This is a genomic window from Pseudophaeobacter arcticus DSM 23566 (assembly GCF_000473205.1).
In the GTDB taxonomy this organism is placed as follows: domain Bacteria; phylum Pseudomonadota; class Alphaproteobacteria; order Rhodobacterales; family Rhodobacteraceae; genus Pseudophaeobacter; species Pseudophaeobacter arcticus.
Genome location: NZ_KI421507.1, coordinates 3,556,064 through 3,575,886, shown reverse-complemented (window position 1 = coordinate 3,575,886; position 19,823 = coordinate 3,556,064). Strand labels below are relative to the sequence as shown.

Sequence of the window (19,823 nt, the reverse complement as noted above, 5' to 3'; positions counted from 1 at the left end):
CCAAATTCAAGTGAGGCGCGCGGCCTATCCCAAGGAGGAAGCACTGTCAATTCTGCGAAAGCGGTTTGCGACAGGCCTCGTGTTGGTGGGCCTCGTGTTGGTGGGCCTCGTGTTGGCGGGCCTCGTGTTGGTGGGCAAACGGTTATTCAACCACGCCAACAACCGGCCCCATCATGAACCCGGCGTCGGAACGCCCGATCTGCGGCGCATGCAGCCGCGAGATGTTGCCATCAAAATATAACGCGCTGGGCAGCTTCAGGTGGTCGCGAAACAGGCTGCCAAACTGGTGAAAGGTCACCGCATTGCGCGAAATGGCAAAAACCACGCGGCTGCCATCGGCTGAGGTGCCGACACCGTTGCGGATGTAGGCAGAGGTCGAATTGGGCAGAAACCGCGGGTGCAGCTCGCCGTCGATCACCAGCATCGGCCCCGATTGGGTGGCCGAGGTGCAGGTTGTGCCGGCATCGCGGAAGGCCAGGGTTTCAAACACATCGGCGCGGCCCTGGCGCAGGCAGAACACCCCATTGGGCAGCAGGCCAAAATTGCCGGGACCGGCGTTGGGGATCAGTCGCATCTCTTGTTTGCCGTCTTCGATATACAGGCCAACCGGATCGCGATTGGCGTGATACATGCCGGCATTGGTGGCAAAGACCAGCTCTTTGCCCTCAGGTTCGAGCGCGGCTTCGATGCTGGAGAAATGGCCAAAGACTTGACCTTTGTCGTCGCGCAGGAACAGCTTCAACTGGGCCCGGGTCGCATCGACTTCACAGACCGTATACCGATTGCCGTCAAAGGTGAGATCATCGCAGCTGACCGCAGCGCTGTCGGCCGCATGCACTGGCCCGATTGCAGGCCCAACCACTGGCAGGACCCAGAGGGCGGCCAGCAGTATGAGGGCCCTGAGGATCAATCCTCGATATCGCGGCGCACCGCGTCCTGTTCCAGCATCCGCCGGGTGGCATCCATCTGATCATAGGTAAGATCCAGCTGAAACCGCAGATCCGGGGCGTATTTCATCCCCAGTTTCTTGCCCGCAAGGGTGCGTAGCTCCCATTTGTTGCGGGCCAGCAGTTTTAGCAGATCCTCTTGCCCCTTGCCGCCCAGCGGCAGCACATAGGCTGTCGCGATGCGCAGATCGGGGGTCACCCGGACCTCGCCAACGGTGATGGACATGCGATTCAGCTCGGGATCGTGCAGCTCGCCACGGGACAGGACTTCGGACAGGGTCCGGCGGATCAGCTCGCCGACGCGCAGCTGCCGTTGGGAGGGGGCGCGCCCCTCGGGAGATTTGTTCTTTGCCATATCTTGGATCTAAGCCCAAACCATCCCTTTGCCAAGTCATCGCCAAGCGGGTAGGAGAAAACCAGAAGAATTTTTAACGATCCATCCATCCAAGGGCGAGGACCACAGCCATGACCGAGACACCAGGCATCGTGATTACAGGGGCTTCTGGCCGTATGGGGCAGATGCTGATCAAGACGGTTCTGGACAGCGACAAGGCACGGCTTGTTGGCGCGGTGGAACGGGCGGGTCATGCTTGGGTTGGTCAGGATCTGGGGCTTGCCATGGGCGGCAGCGCCATTGGTGTTGTGGTCACCGATGATCCGCTGGAGGCTTTCTCCAAAGCCCAGGCGGTGATCGACTTTACCTCGCCGGAGGCGACGCTGGCCTTCTCGAAACTGGCGGCGCAGGCGCGGGCGGTGCATGTGATTGGCACCACTGGCATGTCCGAGGCACAGATTGCCCAGCTGGAACCCGCTGCGCGCCACGCGGTTCTGGTGCGGGCCGGCAATATGAGCCTGGGGGTGAATCTCTTGGTGCAGCTGACCAAAAAGGTTGCCGCAGCCCTGGATGAGGATTTTGATATCGAGGTGATCGAGGCCCATCACCATCACAAGGTCGACGCACCCTCGGGTACCGCGCTGATGCTGGGCGAGGCCGCCGCCGAGGGCCGCGGTGTGCGCCTGGCAGATGTTACTGATTCTGGTCGTGATGGCATCACAGGGGCCCGCAAACGTGGGGACATCGGGTTCAGCGCCATCCGGGGTGGTGACATCGTGGGGGAACATGACGTGATGTTTGCCGCCGCTGGGGAGCGCATCGTGTTGCGTCACATGGCGACCGACCGGGCGATCTTTGCCCGAGGGGCTTTGAAAGCCGCGCTTTGGGGCCAGAACAAGGCGCCGGGAGAATATGACATGTTGGACGTTCTGGGGCTTTGACAGCGGGACTGTGACAGCGGGACTGTGACAGCGGGGCTTGGAAGAGCGGCCTTGAAAGGCCGCTGCCTCCGGCGGAGGTATTTTTAGAAAGATGAAAACGGGGAGCTAGGGGTAGGCGGCGGCCTTGTTCAGGCATGGTCAGAGACTGGCGGTTTGGTCAAAGCCCTGAAAATCCTCGGTGGTTGCTACCAGGGAAGCCTCAAAATGGGCGATGAGCGGCATCACCAGCGGCATCACCAGGGGGAGGGCGTCCTGCGTCCAGACCGGGCTGTCATAAAAGGCCTGTTTGAGCGCTTCGTGCTGTTCCAGGCTTTCAAAGGCGCGCATCCAATGCACCCTGTCTGGGTCTTCGAGGCCGCGCATCGGGCCAAAGACCAACATGCCTGCATCCCGTAGCGCGGCGCGGTTCACCTCCTCGAAGTGGCGGATGAAGGTCTCGCGCAGGCCGGGGTGCAGGGTGTAGCGGCGCATTTCTGGAATCATCAGTGGTAGACCTCACAAAAATGGGGGGTCAAAAGTCGATGGCGATGCCTTTTTTCTCCCAGTCGCCGTAGCGGGCCGGGTCCAGGCCGTCGCGTCCGCCCAGCTCTACCGGTGGTTTGGCCTTGGCCTCTGCGGCTTTGCGCCGTTCGGCGGCTTCTGCCAGGGCGCGCTGGGCGGCGGGGGGCAGACCGGGATCAATGGCGGGTTCAGCCTGTTTGGCGGGCGGGGTTTCGGCGCTCATGGCGGGTTCCTTTATGCTGTGGCCATGATATACGCCCCTTTTTGGTGGGGACAAGCCACCTCAGGTGCCTGCGCTGTGGTCAGTGGGGCGCGCGTCTATGCCAAGGAGAGCAGCAATGTCCGATGGAACTCAGGCCCGCCGTACGGTGATCTACCTATTGGATCAGGTTCTGGGTGAGGGGCGCCTTCTGGCGGAATGTTATGCGGCGGGCGCCTTGGAGCGACTGACGCCCGAGGATCGCGCCCGGACCCAGCGCCTGACATTGCAGACTCTGCGCAGCCTGGAACGCGCCGATCGTGTGCTGCAAAAACACCTGAAAAAAGCGACACCACTAACCGTGCAGAATGCCCTGCGTCTGGGCACGGTTGAGCTGTGCCACGGGGCCGCGGCGCATGGTGTGGTGAACGATATGGTGGCAATCATCTCCAAGCACCGCCGCCATGGACAGCTGAAAGGTCTGGTCAATGCGGTGCTGCGCAAAGTGGCCGACCAGGGCCCGGCTGAATGGGCCAAGCTACGGGTGCCGCGCCTGCCCAAATGGCTGCGCAAGCCCCTGGCGGATGCCTGGGGAGGGGAGGCGATGCTGGAGATCGAGGCGGCACATTACGCCGGGGCGCCACTGGATATCACCGGCAAGCCGGGCGCGGATCTGAGTGGCTTGGGAGGGGCCGTCCTGGCGACGGGATCACACCGGTTGACGGATGCCGGTCAGGTTTCGGCCCTGGCCGGATATGCGGCCGGGGACTGGTGGGTGCAGGATGCTGCCGCAGCCTTGCCCGCCCAGATGTTGCGGGTCAAACCGGGCGAGCGGGTGCTGGATCTCTGTGCTGCTCCGGGTGGCAAGACCATGCAGATGGCGGCCAGCGGTGCCAGCGTGACTGCGGTGGATACCTCAGCCAGTCGGATGGAGCGGCTGCAGGAAAACCTCACCCGGACCGGGCTGACAGCTGATCTGGTGGTGGGGGATGCGCTGGAGCAGGGGGGGCAGTTTGATGCGGTGTTGCTGGATGCACCCTGTTCGGCAACCGGTACCATTCGCCGCCACCCGGACCTGCCCCATGCCAAGGACGGCAGTGCCTTTGGCGCGCTGATTGAGCTGCAGGCGCAGATGCTGGCCCATGCCTGGAGCCTGGTCAAACCCGGTGGGCGCATGGTGTTTTGCACCTGCTCGCTGTTGCCGGACGAGGGCGAGTGCCAAATAGAAGACGCGCTGGAGATGTTCCCGGATATGTCCGTGGATCGCGATGTGTTGCCGCCGCTGGGGATTGATCCGGCCTGGATCACCGAAGAAGGGGGCTTGCGTCTGCGGCCAGACTATTGGCCCCAGCAGGGCGGCATGGACGGGTTTTACATGGCTCTTTTGCGTAAATCTGCCTAGGGCCGCGCCGGCAGATCGCTTTCTTCGGTGACTTGACGCAGCAAGGCGGCTATCCTTTTGCCAAAACGTCGGCCAATCACAGGCACAAAGGCGTGAGGCAGAGAGCATGTCCAGATACGACAGAGTAGCGGGTCGCGGGACTCGCATGATGAATAGGCTATACGCCTGGCGCGCCCGCAGGCAGCCAGCCGCCACCGGGTTTGTCTCGCAGCCCGAACCGCGCACCATTGGCAGTTTTGCCCGTGGTCGTCAGCTGGTGGCGGGAAATCTGCTGTTTGCCGGCTATCTGGTCGAATCAGAAACCACCGGCCTATGGGACGTCAACGCGCCGGATGCGGCCTTTGAGGCCGAACGTCAGGGCTTTGGCTGGCTGGATGATCTGGCGGCGGTTGGGGATATCAAGGCACGGCTCAAGGCGCAGAAATGGGTCTGGGGCTGGATCGAAACCCATGGCGCTGGCAACGGGCGGGGGGCGGCTTTGGCCTGGTCTCCGGATCTGACCGGGCGCCGGGTGATCCGCTGGATCAACCATGCTCTGTTCCTGCTCAGCAGCAAAGACCGTGCCGAGACCGAAGTGTTTTATCAGTCCCTGTCGCAGCAGACCTGGTTCCTGTCCCAGCGCTGGCAGGGGGCCTCGCCGGGACTGCCCCGGTTTGAGGCCCTGACGGGGCTGATCTATGCCGGCCTGGCGCTGCAGGGTCGCGAGGAGCTGGCGGATCCGGCGATCCGGGCCTTGGCGGCGGAATGCGAGAGCCAGATTGATGCCGAGGGCGGTGTGCCAACGCGCAATCCCGAAGAGTTGTTGGAAGTCTTCACCCTGTTGACCTGGGCCGCAGCCGCCCTGCATGAGGTCGGCCGCACGGTGCCTGCCGCGCAGACGGCGGCGATCGCGCGGATTGCGCCTGCGCTGCGCACGCTGCGTCATGCGGATGGCGGGCTGGCGCGGTTTCATGGCGGCGGACGTGGGTTGGAGGGCTGGCTGGATCATGCCCTGGCGGCCAGCCACGTGGCGGGAGATCATCGTGATGGGCTGGCCATGGGCTATGCCCGTCTGGCGGCGCGCCGCACCTCGGTGGTGATTGATGCAGCGGTGCCACCACAGGGCGCGGCCTCCGGCAACGGCCATGCATCGTCGCTGGCGTTTGAGCTCACCTCGGGGCGGCGGCCTTTGATTGTCAATTGCGGCTCGGGAGAGACCTTTGGCCTGGAATGGCGCCGCGCCGGGCGGGCAACGCCGTCTCATTCGACCCTCTGTCTGGCGGGGCATTCCAGCGCGCGGCTTGCTGCACCGGATCGCACCACCGGCCAGGAACTGCTGGTGGAAGGCCCCAGGGAGGTACAGGTCGCATTGGATGAGCGCAGCGATGGCCATCGCTTTCAGGGCGGGCATGACGGCTATCTGCGGGATTTTGGCCTGACCCATGCGCGCACACTGGAGCTGTCGGATGATGGGCGCGGCTTGTCTGGCGAAGATCTGTTGGTGGCCATCGAAGACCCGGCCCGGCGGGTCTTTTCTAAGGTGCTGGATCACTCGGGCGCCAGGGGCGTCGAGTTTGAACTGCGGCTGCATCTCCACCCGGAAGTCGATTCAGCGCTGGATCTGGGGGGCTCTGCGGTGTCGATGGCGCTGAAGAGCGGCGAGATTTGGGTGTTTCGCCACGATGGCAGCTGTGAATTGAAGCTGGAACCCAGTGTTTATCTGGAAAAAACGCGATTAAAACCCCGTGCGGCAAAGCAGATCGTTTTATCTGGCCGCGCAATCGAGTATGCGACACGCGTCCGGTGGACGCTCAGCAAGGCGCAGGAGACTGCGATTGCCGTGCGCGACCTGAATCGGGATGAGCCCGAAATTTTTGACTGAGCCCACAGAGCCTGTAAAGGACCACCCTGCCATGACCGACCAGACCCCCATCCGCCGCGCCCTGCTTTCCGTATCCGACAAGACCGGTCTTATCGACCTGGGCAAGGCGCTGAGCGCCCGCGGCGTTGAGCTTTTGTCCACCGGCGGCTCTGCCAAGACCCTGCGCGAAGCGGGTCTCACGGTGAAAGATGTGGCTGATATCACGGGCTTTCCTGAAATGATGGATGGCCGGGTGAAAACCCTGCACCCGATGGTGCATGGCGGGCTGCTGGCGCTGCGCGACAATGCCGATCACGTCAAGGCCATGGATGTGCACGGCATTGCCCCCATCGACCTGCTGGTGGTGAACCTCTACCCGTTTGAGGAAACCGTGGCCAAGGGCGCCGATTACGACACCTGCATCGAGAACATCGACATTGGCGGCCCGGCAATGATTCGCGCGGCTGCCAAAAACCATGGCGATGTGACCGTGGTTGTGGATGTGGCCGACTATGACAAGCTGCTGGGCGATATGGATCAGCACGGGGGGGCCACCTGTCCCAAGTTCCGCCGCAAGCTGGCGCAGATCGCCTATGCCCGCACCGCAGCCTATGATGCCGCGGTCTCGACCTGGCTGGCGGGCGCGCTGGAGCTGGAAGCCCCCCGTCGCCGCGCCTTTGCCGGCGAGCTGAAGCAGACCCTGCGCTATGGTGAGAACAGCCACCAGAAAGCCGCCTTTTACACCGATGGCAGCAACCGCCCCGGTGTTGCCACAGCCCAGCAGTTGCAGGGCAAGGAACTGTCCTACAACAATATCAACGATACCGACGCCGCCTATGAGCTGGTTGCCGAGTTTGACCCGGCTGAAACCGCAGCCGTGGCCATCATCAAACACGCCAACCCCTGCGGTGTGGCCAAGGGAGCAACTCTGACAGAGGCCTATCAAAAGGCCTTTGATTGCGACCGGACTTCGGCCTTTGGGGGCATCGTGGCGCTGAACCAGCCGCTGGATGCAGACACCGCCAGCAAGATCGTCGAGATCTTCACCGAGGTGGTGATTGCCCCCGGTGCCTCGGATGAGGCCAAGGCGATTTTTGCGGCCAAGAAAAACCTGCGCCTGCTGCTGACCGATGGTCTGCCTGATCCTCGCGCGGCCATCACCGCCTACAAACAGGTGGGCGGCGGTGTTCTGGTGCAGGACAAGGACGTGGGCTACGTCGGCATGGATGATCTGAAGGTTGTCACCGAAAAGGCGCCGACCGAGGAACAGATGCAGGATCTGCTCTTTGCCTGGAAGGTTGCCAAACACGTCAAATCCAACGCCATCGTCTATGTCAAAGGCAATGCCACCGTCGGTGTTGGCGCCGGCCAGATGAGCCGCCTGGACAGTGCCAATGTGGCGGCCTCCAAGGCGCAGCGCATGGCGGATGAGCTGGGTCTGGACGAAAGCCTTGCCAAAGGGTCAGCCGTGGCTTCGGATGCGTTCTTTCCCTTTGCCGATGGTCTGCTGGAAGCAGCAGCGGCAGGAGCGACCTGCGTGATCCAGCCCGGTGGTTCGATGCGTGACGACGAGGTGATCGCGGCGGCCAATGCGCAGGGTATCGCCATGGTCTTTACCGGCATGCGCCACTTCCGCCACTAGATAAGAGACGAGAAAAACATGGCAGCAGCACGCATGATATTCTGGGGCGCCTTTTGGGCCTTTCTGTTGGATCAGGCCAGCAAATACCTGGTCATCCACTGGATGGGCCTGTCGCGTCGTCTCAGCATTGATGTGCTGCCGCCGCTGCTGAATTTCCGCTATGGGGAAAACACCGGCATCAACTTTGGCTTGTTTGGCGATGGCGCAGAGAGCGCCCGTTGGCTGCTGATTGGCCTGTCGCTGGCGATTTGCCTGGCGCTGGTGCTGTGGATTGGGCGCGGGCGCGACAAGGGCACCTTGATGCAGATCTCGGCGGGGCTGGTCATTGGCGGTGCCCTTGGCAATGTCGCCGATCGCCTGCTCTATGGCTACGTGCTCGACTTTCTCAACATGTCCTGTTGCGGGGTGAACAATCCATATGTCTTTAATCTGGCGGATGTGTTCATCTTTGCCGGAGCTGCGGGATTGATCCTGTTTGAGGGGCGCCTCAAAAAGCCTGCGTGACCTCCTTTGGGAAATAGGCTAAAACCGCGTTGAAACTGTCGGGAGTATTGGGGAAATGCGAATTCCTCTGGCGATTATCGGTCTGATTTGTGCTGTGGCTGTATCTGGCTGCGCACAAAAAGAGCTGCGGGATATCCGCGGCACCGGCACGGGACCGGATGAATTCCTTGTCTTGCCGCCCAAACCTTTGAGCGCCCCTGACAACTATGCCACCCTGCCGCCTCCCACCCCAGGGGGTCAGAACCGCAGTGACGTCAATCCGCAGGCCGAGGCCGTTGTCGCATTGGGGGGCAAACCTGATGCCCTGTTGCCCGGCCGGGCGATCCCTGCCAGCGATTCTGGTCTGGTCACCGCCTCCAGCCGCTATGGGGTATCGCCGGATGTGCGCCAGGTCTTGGCCAGCGAAGACGCTGCCTTCCTCAAGCGCAGACGGCGCGGCGGGCGGATCAAGATTGCGCCTGTTGATCGCTACGAGCAGATCTATTCCAAACAGACCCTTGATCCCTTTGCGGTCAATGAAGCCTTCCGCCGGGCTGGGGTTGCAACACCTTCGGCACCACCCCGCAACGAAGAATAGCAACCTTCTGCTGCTGCGGGGCTGATGGACCGGCTTTGACATGGCTGCTGTGGCGGCCCTGTTGGGTTTTGCTTATTGGGATTTTGTCGCTTAGGGGCTGGGTTGGCGCCGTTTTCTTGCCTTGCCCCGGTTTTCTCCCTGTCTTTCCCAATCTTAATCCGTGCGTCATCTCTTGTTTAACCGGCCTTGCTACGATCAGGGGCTGGGAATGGAGCCGGGAAAATCAGATTTGCCAGTATTCACGTTTGCGACAGTGTTGCTTGCGCCCAGATGTCAGGTGCGTAGGTTGAACTCAGCGCAGGGCTGACCCAAATATGGGCCCTGACCCAAAGGCCGTGAGGTCAACAATAAGGAGAGTGCCGAATGTTCCCAAGGATTGCTTTGGCGGCCACTGTGCTGAGCATCAGCCTGACAGCCGCTCTGGCCAAAACGCAGGATGGTGTGTCAGTACCGGATGATCTGGTGACCAGTTTTGCCTTGGACAATGGCATGGAGGTCGTGGTCGTCGAGGACCACAGGGTGCCCGTGGTGCAGCATATGGTCTGGTACCGCGCCGGTTCCGCGGATGAGCCCATTGGCCAATCCGGGGTGGCGCATTTTCTGGAACATTTGCTGTTCAAGGGCACGGATACCCTTGCCCCCGGTGAGCTGTCTGCAACCGTGGCTGCCAATGGTGGCCGCGACAACGCCTTTACCAGCTACGATTACACGGCCTATTATCAGCGCGTTGCCTCGGATCGGCTGGAGCTGATGATGCGGATGGAGAGCGATCGCATGGTCAATCTGCGCCTGTCCGAAAGTGAGATCGCCACCGAGCGCGAAGTGATTCTGGAAGAGCGCAACCAGCGCACGGATAACAATCCACGCGCCCTGTTTGGCGAGCAACTGAACGCGGCGCAGTATCTCAACCATCGCTATGGTCAGCCGGTGATCGGCTGGCGCCACGAGATGGAGGCGCTGGACATCGACGATGCCCTGTCCTTTTACGGAACATTCTACGCGCCAAATAACGCCATTTTGGTGGTTTCAGGTGACGTTGACCCCGCCGAGGTCAAATCCCTGGCCGAGACATACTACGGCGCCCTTCCGGCCAATCCGGATCTGCCAAAGGTGCGGGCGCGCAGCACAGAACCGCCCCCAAACGCCGAGCGACGGCTGATCTTTCGCGATCCGCGCGTGGCCCAGCCCTATGTTCAGCGCTCTTATCTGGCAACCGAGCGCAATGCCGGGGCCCAGGAAGAGGCGGCAGCGCTTTACCTGCTGGCAGAGCTTCTGGGCGGCGGTTCCACCTCCTACCTGTCCAATGCGCTGCAATTTGACCAGCAGGTCGCGGTCTATACCGGGGCGTTTTATTCCGGTGTGTCATTGGATAAGACCAGTTTTGACTTCCTGATTGTTCCAGCCGAGGGCGTCCCCCTGGAAGAGGCTGAAGCGGCGCTGGATGCCACCGTGAGTGCCTTCCTGACCGAGGGTGTGGATGCCGAACAGCTGGAGCGGATCAAGCTGCAGCTGCGGGCTTCGGAAATCTATGCGCGCGACAATGTGGAGGGTATTGCCAATCGCTATGGCCGGGCGCTGACCTCGGGCCTGACGGTGCAGGATGTACAGGACTGGCCGCAGATCCTGCAGTCTGTCACCTCGGATGAAATCATTGCCGCCGCGCAAAACTTGCTCCGTCCCGAGGCGTCGGTGACCGGATGGATGATGCGACAGGAGGAGGGCGAATGATGCGTCTTACAGCACTGACAGCGGCAGTTTTTGCCTGGGTTTCCCTGCTGGTCCTGCCTGCGCAGGCCGAAATCAAAATCAACGAGGTGACCTCTCCCGGTGGTATCACCGCCTGGCTGGTCGAGGACCACTCAATTCCCTTTACCGCGCTTGAGCTGCGCTTTCGCGGCGGCACCTCGCTGGATGCGCCGGGCAAACGCGGCGCCACCTATCTGATGGCCGGATTGCTGGAAGAGGGCTCAGGCGAGATGCAGGCGCAGGTCTATACCCGCGCGGTTGAAAATCTGGCGGCCAGCTTTGGCTATGATGCCGACCGTGACAGCCTGTCGGTCTCGGCGCGGTTTCTGAGTGAAAACCGCGATGCAGCCATGGGATTGCTGCACCAGACCCTGCAAGAGCCGCGCTTTGATCAGGATGCGCTTGACCGGGTGCGTGCACAGGTGCTGGCCGGGCTGCGTTCGGATCTGAAAGACCCCAACAAGATCGCCAGTCAGGCCTTTGCCAAGATGGCCTATGGCGACCACCCCTATGGCAGCTCGGGCAAGGGGACCATCGACAGTATCTCCGCGCTGACCCGTCAGGATATCTTTGCCGCCCATGAGGCGGTTTTTGCCCGCGACAGGCTCTATGTCAGCGCTGTGGGCGATATCACCCCAGATGAGCTGGGCGGGCTGTTGGACGGGCTTCTGGGGGACATGGCTGCCACGGGCGCGCCATTGCCTGGTCCGGCTGAGGTGACGATTTCCGGGGGCGTCAGCATTGTTGACTACGACACGCCGCAATCGGTGGCGCTGTTTGGCCATATGGGGATCACCCGGGATGATCCCCGGTTTTTTGCCGCTTATATCATGAATCAGATTCTCGGTGGGGGCTCCTTTGACAGTCGTCTGATGAAAGAGGTGCGCGAAAAGCGTGGCCTGACCTATGGGGTCTATTCCTATCTTGTGCCGCAGGATCTGGCCTCGGTCTATATGGGGCAGCTGGGTTCTGCGAACAGCAAAATGGCCGAGGCGGTTGAGGTCATTCAGGGCGAATGGCAGCGGCTGGCCAGCGAAGGTGTCACCGAAAAAGAGCTGACAGACGCCAAGACCTATCTCACCGGCGCCTATCCGCTGCGCTTTGACGGCAATGGCCAGATTGCCTCAATTTTGGTGGGGATGCAGATGGATGATCTGCCGATCGACTATGTCCAGACCCGCAATGACAAGGTCAATGCGGTCACCCTAGAGGAGATCAACCAGGTGGCCAGTGAAATCCTGCTGCCCGAGGCGCTGCATTTTGTTGTGGTCGGCCGACCCGAGGGGCTGATTGCCAGCCCCTGACGGGCCAAGACGGGCCAAGCGTTCAGGCGCTGGGCCAACAGGAGACAAGACGACAAACCCTAGATTTCAGGGCCGGGGATTTCCCGGCCCTGATGTTTTTGGGCTCCTGCGCTTAGGGCTTTCGCCCTATTCGCCGTAGGGTACCCAGATGTTTTTCACGTCGGTGGATTCCAGCAGGAACTTGCGGCTGTGATCGAGGCTCCAGTCGAGCGAGTCGGCATGGGCCACCCAGGTCCGTTTGAGGTTGAGCGCCGAGGCCTCTTCGATGGTCTGCGCCAGATCGGTTGAGGAAAAGCTCCAGACCGCATCCACATTCATATGGGCGGCCAGGGGGTGTGCCAGATCAGAGGCCTCGCCGGTCAGAATATTGACCACGCCGGCGGGCACATCCGAGGTTTCCAGCACCTGATAAAAATCAGTTGCAGCCAGCGGGAAGGGACCAGAGGCGGCCAGCACCACCCGGTTGCCCATGGCCAGGGCCGGCGCCATGACCGAGACCAGCCCCAGCAGCGGTGCCTCATCGGCGCAGAGCGCGCCAATCACTCCGACAGGTTCCTTCATGGCCAGGGCCACCGCCCGCATTGGCACGCCATGGGCCTGACCGTCGTATTTGTCGGCCCAGGCGGCAGCGGTGAACAGCCGGTCAATCGAGGCCGCAACTTCCTTGGCGCCGCCTTTCTTGCCGGTCATCGTGTCGATGCGATGGGCAAATTCATCCGCCCGCGCTGACAGGTTTTCACCGATGTAATACAGGATTTGCGCCCGCAGATGGCCGGTGGTTTTGGACCAGGCCCTGGCCCCGGCGGCGGCCTCAACTGCGTTGCGGATGTCTTTGCGGCTGCCCATGCCCACATGGCCCAAAAGCGCGCCGTGGCTGCTGAAGACAGGCTTTGAATAGCCACTGTCGGGCCGCGCCTGTTTGCCGCCGATATACATCTTGGCGGTGCGATCCACCGGATCAGCGCTGTGGCTATCCTGTTTGCCGACAAAGGCGGTGACAGGCGCCAGCGGTTTGGTTTTGCCTTTGGGGCGGGTATAGGCGCTGAGCCCCTCCCAGCCGCCTTCGCGGCCAAAGCCGCTTTCACGGACACCGCCAAAACCGGCGGCGGCGTCAAACATGTTGGTGCCATTTATCCAGACCACGCCGGCCACCAGTTTTGGGGCCAGATCCAGCGCCAGATTGATATTCTCGCTCCAGACCGTGGCGGCCAACCCGTAGCGGCTGTTATTGGCCAGCTCCACCGCCTCGGCCGGGGTGCGGAAGGTGCAGGAGACCAGCACCGGGCCAAAGATCTCTTCCTGCATCAGCGGATCCGACGGGGCCAGGCCCTGGATGAGCGTGGGCAGGAAAAAGCTGCCTTGGGGCGGCAGGCGCAGGCTGGGCTGATAGGTCTCACCCGCCTGATTGCCGGCAACCATCGCGGTGATGGTCTCCAGCTGCACCGGATCCACCACCGCGCCGATGTCGATGGATTTGTCCAGCGGGTTGCCGATACGCAGCTTGTCCATGCGGGCTTTGAGCTTGCTGTAGAACCGGTCGGCAATGCTTTCCTGCACCAACAGGCGCGAGCCGGCACAGCAGACCTGCCCCTGATTGAACCAGATCGCATCAACCAGGCCTTCAACCGCGGAATCCAGATCAGCATCGTCAAAGACGATATAGGGCGATTTCCCCCCCAGCTCGAGGGTCAGCGCCTTGCCAGTGCCTGCGGTGGCCGTGCGGATGTGGCGCCCAACAGAGGTGGAGCCGGTAAAGGCGATCTTGTCCACATCTGCGGCGACGATCATCTCCCCCACGGCGCCATCGCCGGTGACAATATTGACCACGCCCTTGGGCAGGCCGGCCTGTTGACAGATATCCGCGAACAGCAGCGCGGTGAGCGAGGTATATTCCGCCGGCTTCAGCACCACGGTATTGCCCATGGCCAGAGCAGGGGCCACCTTCCAGGCCAGCATCAGCAGCGGAAAGTTCCAGGGGATGATCTGGCCACAGACCCCAAGCGCCTGGGCCTCGGGCAGTTCGCTTTCCATCAGCTGGGCCATGCCGGCGTGATAGTAGAAATGGCGCTGCGCCAGCGGGATATCAATATCACGGCTTTCGCGGATGGGTTTGCCGTTGTCGAGCGTTTCCAGCACCGCAAACAGGCGGGCATGTTTTTGCAACAGCCGGGCAATGGCATAGAGATGGCGGGCCCGTCCCGGCCCGCCGAGCTTTTCCCATTTTGGCTGTGCCAGACGCGCGGATTTTACGGCGGCATCAACATCGTCCTGGGTTGCCTGGCTCAGGGTGGCCAGCACCTCGCCGGTGGCGGGGTTGCAGCTGTCAAAGCCATCGCGCGGCGGGGTGAAGCTGCCGTTGATGAAATGGCCAAAACGGTCGCCCTGGTCGATCAGCCAGGCCAAGGCCTCGGCGGCATTTTCGGGGGCAAGGCCGTAATCCATGGCGTCAAACTTCTCTTTGATGGTCATTGTATCGGTTCCTTGGCCGTGCAGCCCTGGGGCTTTAGCACCCGGTGAGTGGAGGCAGGATGGCGCAGCAGGGCCGCTGCGGGACGAAGAGGGCGCGGCACGAGATTGCCACCGCAGTTTGGGCAGGTGCCTTTGAGGATATTGTCGGTACAATCGGCGCAAAAGGTACATTCAAAGGTGCAGATACGGGCCTCTGGGCTCTGCGGCGGCAGATCGCGGTCGCAGCACTCACAATTTGGTCTCAACTCCAGCATCTGCTCAGGCCATCGCATGGCGGTAGCTGGCAGAGTAGGCGCCGGTGGTGTGATGCTCCAACTGGCGTTCTATGTCGTTCAGCAGGGAAGAGGCGCCAAAGCGGAACAGATCTGGCTGTAGCCAGCGGTCTCCCAGCTCTTCCTTGATCAGCGACAGGTAGACCAGCGCGTCCTTGGCCTTGGAAATGCCGCCGGCAGGTTTGTAGCCAACGCGGAATCCGGTGCGGTCGTAATAGTCGCGGATGGCGCGGATCATCACCAGGCTGACAGGCAGGGTGGCGTTGACGCTCTCCTTGCCGGTGGAGGTCTTGATGAAATCAGCCCCCGCCATCATGCAGATCAGCGAGGCCCGCGCCACATTGCGCAACGATCCCAGCTCTCCGGTGGCGAGGATCGCCTTGACATGGGCCTCCCCACAGGCGGCGCGGAAGGCCTGCATCTCATCATATAGGGCCTGCCAGTTGCCCGCGAGCACATGGCGGCGCGAGATCACAATGTCGATTTCCCTGGCGCCTGCCTTGACGCTCTCTTCGATCTCGGCGACCCGCAGATGAAAGGGCGACAGCCCGGCGGGAAAGCCGGTCGAGACCGCTGCGACGGGAATGTCGGTGCCCTTCAGCGCCTGGACGGCCGCCGCGACCATTTCGTGATAGACACAAACCGCCCCGGTGGTGATTGGCGGCATGTCGAGCGCCTGCAGGATATCGCCCCGGACCGGCTGGCGCGCCTTGGCGCAGAGCCTGCGCACGCGCTCTTCGGTGTCGTCCCCAGACAGGGTGGTCAGGTCGATGCAGGTCACCGCCTTGAGCAACCAGGCGGCCTGATTGTCCTTTTTGACGCTGCGCCTTGCGGGCAGCGTGGCGCAGCGGCGCTCGATCGCAGATGTATTGGCCTGCACGCCCGTGACCCAGTCCAGGTCCAGAGCCATGCCGGGGTTGCGGGGCTCCTGCGCCAGCACCAGCGGCTTTGTATCTTGCAAGGTTTGGCTTTCCATTCCGGGGGTCCTCAACAGAGTTCCGGGCAAAAGTCGCACGGGTGCGGCATCTTGGCAAGTAAACCACGCAGGAGACCGGCCTGATTTTGACCTTTTGGACAAACTCCAACATATTTTCTTGCGAATAAGTCGCAATTACATTGACTAAGTTGAGAATCATTCTCATATTCGCCGCAACAGTTCTTTTTGGAGGCTCCGGCCCATGCGTATGAGACACTTTGCCTATCTGGGCCTGATGATGCTTCTGGCCCTGCCGATGACCGCAGGCCGGGTGCTTGCCGAGACGCCGCTCAAAGTGGTGGCGACCACTGGAATGATCGCAGATGCCGCGCGCCAGATTGGTGGCGATGAGGTCGAGGTCAAGGCCCTGATGGGGCCCGGGGTGGACCCGCATGGCTATCGCCAAACGCGCTCGGATATTGTGGCCATGACCCGCGCCGATCTGGTGCTGTGGCATGGTCTGTACCTTGAGGCGCAGATGGAGGATTTCTTCCATGACCTGGAGCGCAAGCGTCCAGTGGTGGCGGTGGCCGAAGGTCTGTCAAAGGATCTGCTGCGGAGCCATGATGACTATGCCGACAAATATGACCCCCATGTCTGGATGACCCCCGTTCTGTGGAAATTGGTTGTCGCAGAGGTGCAAGAGGCCCTGACCACGGCACGCCCCGAAGCAGCTGAGGTTTTTGCTGCCAATGCCGCGATACATCAGGCGGATCTGGACCGGCTGATCGCCTATGGGACCGAGGTTCTGTCCCTGGTGCCTGAAAACAACCGTGTCCTGCTGACCGCCCATGATGCCTTTGGCTATTTTGGCCGTGACTTCGGGTTTGAGGTGCTGGGGATCCAGGGCATTTCCACCCAGTCAGAAGCCGGGTTGAACCGGATTGGCGCACTGGTCGATTTGCTGGTCGCTCGCGATATCAAGGCGGTCTTTGTCGAAAGCTCGGTCTCGGATCGGTCTATGCGCGCCCTGATCGAAGGGGCTGAGGCCCAGGGGCATGAGGTCTCGATCGGCGGGGAGCTGTTTTCGGATGCGATGGGGGCAGAGGGCACCTATGAGGGGACATACCTCGGGATGCTGGATCACAATATAACAAGCATCTCCAGGGCGCTTGGAGCGGTGGATGCCCCGGCCCGTGGCATGGATGGAAAGCTATCGGCGGGACTATGACCATGACAGTAGAAATTGTAAAAACACCAGCCGAGGCCAACCTGGACAGCGGCCAGGCGCAGAGCGCACAGATCGCACAAAGCCCGCTTGCCGTTCGCGGCCTCACCGTCACCTATGGCGAAAAACCGGCGGTATTTTCGGTGGATATGACGGTTGAACCGGGACAGATGACGGCGATCATCGGCCCCAACGGGGCGGGGAAATCCACCCTGCTCAAGGCGGCATTGGGCATTGTCCCGCCTGTCTCTGGCCGGGTGACGGTTTTTGGCCGTACTTTGGCAGACCAGCGCGCCCGGATCGCCTATGTGCCGCAGCGCGCCAGCGTTGACTGGGATTTCCCGACACGGGTGATTGATGTGGTGCTGATGGGGTTGTACCGCGAGCTGGGCCTGTTGGGACGGGTCAAAAGCACCCATCGCGCCAAAGCCTTGGACTGTCTTGACCGCGTTGGTATGGCCGATTTTGCAACCCGCCAGATTGGCCAGCTTTCGGGCGGCCAGCAGCAGCGGGTGTTTCTGGCCCGGGCGCTGGCCCAGGGGGCTGATCTGTATCTGCTGGATGAACCCTTTGCCGGGGTGGATGCGGCGACGGAAAAGGCGATTATCGCGGTTCTGAAATCCCTGCGCGAAGCCAGCAAGACGGTGGTGGTGGTGCATCATGACCTGGCCACCGTGACGGAATACTTTGACAGTGTCTTCCTGATCAACACCCGCCGCGTTGCCGAAGGTCCGGTGGCCCAGACCTTTACCGAAGAGAACCTGCAGGCGGCCTATGGCGGGCGGCTGGCAACTTCGCAAATTGATCAACTGGCCAAGGCCTGAGAGGAGCACCCCATGTTACTGGACGCTCTGCTGCTGCAGCTCGGCTATAACGCCACGCTTGTCGCCCTTGGGGCCGCTCTTTTGGGCACCTCTGCGGGGATCACCGGAACCTTCCTGTTCCTGCGCAAACGCGCGCTGGTCTCGGACGCGGTGAGCCATGCCACCCTGCCCGGTGTCTGCATCGCCTTTCTGGTGATGGCTCTTGCGGGGGGGGATGGCCGCAATCTGGCGGGGCTTTTGCTGGGCTCGGCGGTCTCTGCCGGCATCGGTCTGTGGTGCATGAACTGGCTGACCCGCAACACACGCCTGGCCGAGGATGCGGCCATTGGTGCTGTTCTGTCGGTGTTCTTTGGCTTTGGCATTGTGCTGCTGACGGTCATTCAGACGCTCGGCATAGGACGTCAGGCGGGGCTGGAGGGTTTCCTGCTCGGCTCTACTGCGGGCATGCTGTATAGCGATGCGGTGGTGATTGCGGCAGGCGGAGCTGTGACGCTGTTCTTGGTTCTGTTGACGCGCAGGCCAATGACTCTGGTGGCCTTTGATCCCGAATATGCCGCCGCCCGTGGCCTGCCGGTAGATCGCATCGACATGCTGATGATGGGGCTGGTCATGGCGGTCACTGTTGTGGGGCTGAAAATTGTCGGACTGATCCTCATCGTGGCCTTGCTGATCATTCCCGCCGTCACTGCGCGGTTCTGGTCGGAACGATCTGACCATGTGGTTTTTCTGGCCGGTCTGTTTGGCGGCGTCGCTGCCTATCTGGGGGCGGCTCTGTCCGCCTCGGCGCCCAATCTGCCGACGGGGCCGCTGATTGTTCTGGTCAGTTTTTCCCTTTTTGCCCTCTCGCTCTTTCTGGCGCCCAACCGGGGTGTGTTGGCGGCGGTGCTGCGCCATCTGCGGTTCCAGCGCCGGGTGCATCTGCGGCAGGGGTTGTTGGCGCTGGCACAGGGCCAGGCAATCTACGAGAGCCTGACCCTGCGCTTGTTGCGCCGCGCGGGCCTGACCCGTGCCGATGGGGTGGCAACCGCCAAGGGCCGTGCCCGCGCCGCCAAGGCTCTGCGCGACGAGCACCGCTGGCAGGTGGTGCGCAGCGATATCTCCCATGAGGCAGCAGCGGCGCTTTATGATGGTCTGCGCGATATCGAGACGGTGCTGACGCAGGACCAAATCCAGGAAATCGACCGCCAGATCGGCGGCCCACGCGAGGTTGTGTCATGAGCGGTGAAGAGTTTGTCCCCCTGTCGCTGACGCCAATGCTGATTGGCATCTTTGCCGCCGTGGCCTGCGCCTTGCCGGGGAATTTCCTGCTGTTGCGTCGGCAGGCCCTGATTGGCGATGCCATCAGCCATGTGGTGCTGCCGGGCATTGTGCTGGCCTTTTTGATGACTGGCATGATCGCCGCCTGGCCAATGATGCTGGGCGCGGCAGCGGCGGCGGTTGTTGCCGTGGTGATGATTGAGGCGATCCGCCGTCTGGGCCGGATTGAACCGGGCGCGGCTATGGGGGTGGTGTTTACCACCATGTTTGCCGGCGGCGTGCTGCTGCTGGAGCAGACCGATACCTCGGCGGTGCATCTGGATGTGGAACATGCGCTGTATGGAAACCTGGAAAGTCTGATCTGGCTGGATGCCACTGGCTGGGCCTCGTTGCTGGATCCGGAGGCGCTGCGCTTCCTGCCGGCCGAGCTGCCGCGTATGGCACTGACGTTACTGGGGGTCTGCCTCTTTACGGCGCTGTTTTGGCGGGCGCTGAAGATCTCAACCTTTGACGAAGGTTTTGCCCGCACCATGGGGATCCGCACCAATCTGCTGGGGCTGGCGCTGGTCATCACGGCGGCAGTTGCCGCGGTTGCCGCCTTTGATGCGGTTGGGTCAATCATTGTCATTGCGATGTTTATCTGCCCACCCGCAGCGGCGCGGATGATGACCAACCGGCTGGAAGGGCAGATTGCCTGGAGTGTGGTTTTTGCGGTGCTCGCGGCGGTGCTGGGCTATGTTCTGGCGGGTTTTGGTCCGCTGTGGCTGGGTGCGACGGATGCGGTCAGCGCAGCGGGCATGATTGCCACAGTTTCTGGTGTGATCCTGGCAATTGCGGCCCGTTTTGGCCCCTGTCGGGGTCGTTCCGGCGCTCCAGTGGGCGTCTGAAGCAGGCGGCAGGAAGGTGACGAGCCAGGACAC

At 61.9% G+C, this 19,823-nt stretch carries 19 protein-coding genes; 12 read left to right on the top strand and 7 right to left on the bottom strand.

Annotation, left to right across the window (positions count from 1 at the left end):
• Positions 1-142: 142 nt before the first annotated feature.
• Both ARCT_RS0121750 and rbfA read right to left on the bottom strand, forming a co-directional pair.
• Positions 143-862 (bottom strand): phosphodiester glycosidase family protein, encoded by a 720-nt coding sequence (locus tag ARCT_RS0121750; protein WP_154665417.1) that lies wholly within the window; start codon positions 860-862, stop codon positions 143-145.
• Positions 863-906: 44 nt separating this feature from the next.
• Positions 907-1,302: a 30S ribosome-binding factor RbfA gene (rbfA, locus tag ARCT_RS0121745; protein WP_027241959.1), complete on the bottom strand. Its 396-nt coding sequence runs from the start codon at positions 1,300-1,302 to the stop codon at positions 907-909.
• A 110-nt stretch (positions 1,303-1,412) separates the two neighbouring features.
• Here rbfA and dapB point away from each other — a divergent pair, with 110 nt between their 5' ends.
• Positions 1,413-2,222 (top strand): 4-hydroxy-tetrahydrodipicolinate reductase, encoded by an 810-nt coding sequence (dapB, locus tag ARCT_RS0121740; RefSeq protein WP_027241958.1) that lies wholly within the window; start codon positions 1,413-1,415, stop codon positions 2,220-2,222.
• A gap of 138 nt (positions 2,223-2,360) precedes the next feature.
• Here dapB and ARCT_RS0121735 read toward each other — a convergent pair whose 3' ends face one another.
• Together ARCT_RS0121735 and ARCT_RS0121730 are read right to left on the bottom strand one after the other, a co-directional pair.
• Positions 2,361-2,705, bottom strand: a complete 345-nt coding sequence (locus ARCT_RS0121735) for a putative quinol monooxygenase (RefSeq protein WP_027241957.1) — start codon at positions 2,703-2,705, stop codon at positions 2,361-2,363.
• Positions 2,706-2,733: 28 nt separating this feature from the next.
• Positions 2,734-2,946, bottom strand: a complete 213-nt coding sequence (locus ARCT_RS0121730) for a DUF1674 domain-containing protein (RefSeq protein WP_027241956.1) — start codon at positions 2,944-2,946, stop codon at positions 2,734-2,736.
• A 115-nt stretch (positions 2,947-3,061) separates the two neighbouring features.
• Between ARCT_RS0121730 and ARCT_RS0121725 the strand changes: the two genes are divergently transcribed.
• The 7 genes from ARCT_RS0121725 (at position 3,062) to ARCT_RS0121695 (ending at position 11,937) form a co-directional block, all read left to right on the top strand.
• Positions 3,062-4,324 carry an RsmB/NOP family class I SAM-dependent RNA methyltransferase gene (locus tag ARCT_RS0121725; protein WP_027241955.1) on the top strand — a complete coding sequence of 421 codons (1,263 nt, stop codon included), beginning with the start codon at positions 3,062-3,064 and terminating at the stop codon, positions 4,322-4,324.
• Positions 4,325-4,430: 106 nt separating this feature from the next.
• Positions 4,431-6,185: a heparinase II/III family protein gene (locus tag ARCT_RS0121720; RefSeq protein ID WP_027241954.1), complete on the top strand. Its 1,755-nt coding sequence runs from the start codon at positions 4,431-4,433 to the stop codon at positions 6,183-6,185.
• A gap of 31 nt (positions 6,186-6,216) precedes the next feature.
• Positions 6,217-7,806, top strand: coding sequence for a bifunctional phosphoribosylaminoimidazolecarboxamide formyltransferase/IMP cyclohydrolase (gene purH / locus ARCT_RS0121715; protein ID WP_027241953.1), 1,590 nt, complete (start codon positions 6,217-6,219; stop codon positions 7,804-7,806).
• Positions 7,807-7,824: 18 nt separating this feature from the next.
• Positions 7,825-8,310, top strand: a complete 486-nt coding sequence (gene lspA / locus ARCT_RS0121710; protein WP_027241952.1) for a signal peptidase II — start codon at positions 7,825-7,827, stop codon at positions 8,308-8,310.
• A 55-nt stretch (positions 8,311-8,365) separates the two neighbouring features.
• Positions 8,366-8,887 (top strand): DUF3035 domain-containing protein, encoded by a 522-nt coding sequence (locus ARCT_RS0121705; protein ID WP_027241951.1) that lies wholly within the window; start codon positions 8,366-8,368, stop codon positions 8,885-8,887.
• A gap of 363 nt (positions 8,888-9,250) precedes the next feature.
• The gene (locus ARCT_RS0121700; RefSeq protein WP_027241950.1) at positions 9,251-10,615 is read left to right on the top strand and encodes a M16 family metallopeptidase; all 1,365 of its coding nucleotides are present in this window, start codon (positions 9,251-9,253) and stop codon (positions 10,613-10,615) included.
• Positions 10,615-11,937, top strand: coding sequence for a M16 family metallopeptidase (locus ARCT_RS0121695; RefSeq protein WP_379575498.1), 1,323 nt, complete (start codon positions 10,615-10,617; stop codon positions 11,935-11,937). The genes ARCT_RS0121700 and ARCT_RS0121695 overlap by 1 nt, the downstream gene beginning before the upstream one ends.
• 126 nt (positions 11,938-12,063) lie before the next feature.
• Here ARCT_RS0121695 and ARCT_RS0121690 read toward each other — a convergent pair whose 3' ends face one another.
• From ARCT_RS0121690 to deoC, 3 genes are read right to left on the bottom strand one after another with little or no spacing between them, the layout of a single operon-like run.
• Positions 12,064-14,406 carry an aldehyde dehydrogenase family protein gene (locus ARCT_RS0121690; RefSeq protein ID WP_027241948.1) on the bottom strand — a complete coding sequence of 781 codons (2,343 nt, stop codon included), beginning with the start codon at positions 14,404-14,406 and terminating at the stop codon, positions 12,064-12,066.
• Complete coding sequence (locus ARCT_RS27695; RefSeq protein ID WP_240476362.1) at positions 14,403-14,678, bottom strand: DUF1272 domain-containing protein; 276 nt, start codon at positions 14,676-14,678, stop codon at positions 14,403-14,405. The genes ARCT_RS0121690 and ARCT_RS27695 overlap by 4 nt, the downstream gene beginning before the upstream one ends.
• Positions 14,665-15,654, bottom strand: a complete 990-nt coding sequence (deoC, locus tag ARCT_RS0121685) for a deoxyribose-phosphate aldolase (RefSeq protein WP_027241947.1) — start codon at positions 15,652-15,654, stop codon at positions 14,665-14,667. Before deoC ends, ARCT_RS27695 begins: the two co-directional genes overlap by 14 nt.
• A gap of 202 nt (positions 15,655-15,856) precedes the next feature.
• Between deoC and ARCT_RS0121680 the strand changes: the two genes are divergently transcribed.
• The 4 genes from ARCT_RS0121680 to ARCT_RS0121665 are packed head-to-tail and all read left to right on the top strand — an operon-like array spanning position 15,857 to position 19,790.
• Positions 15,857-16,825 carry a metal ABC transporter solute-binding protein, Zn/Mn family gene (locus ARCT_RS0121680; protein ID WP_027241946.1) on the top strand — a complete coding sequence of 323 codons (969 nt, stop codon included), beginning with the start codon at positions 15,857-15,859 and terminating at the stop codon, positions 16,823-16,825.
• A gap of 2 nt (positions 16,826-16,827) precedes the next feature.
• A complete protein-coding gene (locus tag ARCT_RS0121675; RefSeq protein ID WP_027241945.1) occupies positions 16,828-17,646 on the top strand; it encodes a metal ABC transporter ATP-binding protein in 819 nt (272 codons plus the stop codon).
• 12 nt (positions 17,647-17,658) lie between these two features.
• Positions 17,659-18,864, top strand: a complete 1,206-nt coding sequence (locus ARCT_RS0121670) for a metal ABC transporter permease (protein ID WP_027241944.1) — start codon at positions 17,659-17,661, stop codon at positions 18,862-18,864.
• A complete protein-coding gene (locus ARCT_RS0121665; protein ID WP_027241943.1) occupies positions 18,861-19,790 on the top strand; it encodes a metal ABC transporter permease in 930 nt (309 codons plus the stop codon). Before ARCT_RS0121670 ends, ARCT_RS0121665 begins: the two co-directional genes overlap by 4 nt.
• The last annotated feature ends 33 nt before the right edge of the window (positions 19,791-19,823 follow it).